The sequence below is a fragment of the Hymenobacter agri genome (assembly GCF_054778495.1).
In genome coordinates, this window is the sequence record NZ_BAAGZM010001219.1 from 1 (window position 1) to 632 (window position 632).

1 protein-coding gene is annotated in these 632 nt (G+C 67.7%); it reads left to right on the plus strand.

All coding sequences use genetic code 11. The annotated features are described in order from the left end of the window. On the plus strand, positions 1–632 hold a 632-nt coding region (locus ACYVDE_RS25420), incomplete at both ends, for an RICIN domain-containing protein (protein ID WP_460504295.1).

The window sequence follows — 632 nt, forward strand, 5'->3', positions numbered from 1 at the left end:
GGCACGGCCGGCACGCTGGTGCTGGGCACCTCGGGGCGCTACATCGGGCCGGGCCACTTTGGCCTGCTGCGCGACAACGGCACCAACATCGTATCGATGCACTACTACGACGGCACCGACAACGGCGCGCCCAAGCTCGACCTGGCCAGCCTGCGCTACGATGGCAGCAGCTGGCCCGTGGTATCGCGCGACTGGCTGGCCGCCAGCCGCTACAAAATCATCAACCTGAACAGCGGCCTGTGCTGGGATTCGTGGGGCTGCACGGCCGCCCTGGGCGAGCGCATCGCGCAGGGCACCTGGGCCAGCCGCACCTGCCAGCAGTGGGATTTCGTACCCGTGGGCGACGGCTTCTACAAAGTGGCCAACGCGCTGAACAGCAACCGCGTGGCCGACCTCACCAACTGCACCAACGCCAACGGCACGCCCATGGGCATCTACGACTGGCTGAACAACGACTGCCAGAAGCTGAAAGTAGAGCGCGCCGCCGATGGCACTTTCGTGCTCAGCCCCGCGGCCGCCAGCGCCCGCGTTATCGAAGTGCCCGGCGCTTCCACCACCGTCGGCGTGCAGCTGGCGCTGTTCGACTACGGCGGGTTCACCTGCCAGCGCTGGCGCATCTTGGTGCCCTCGGC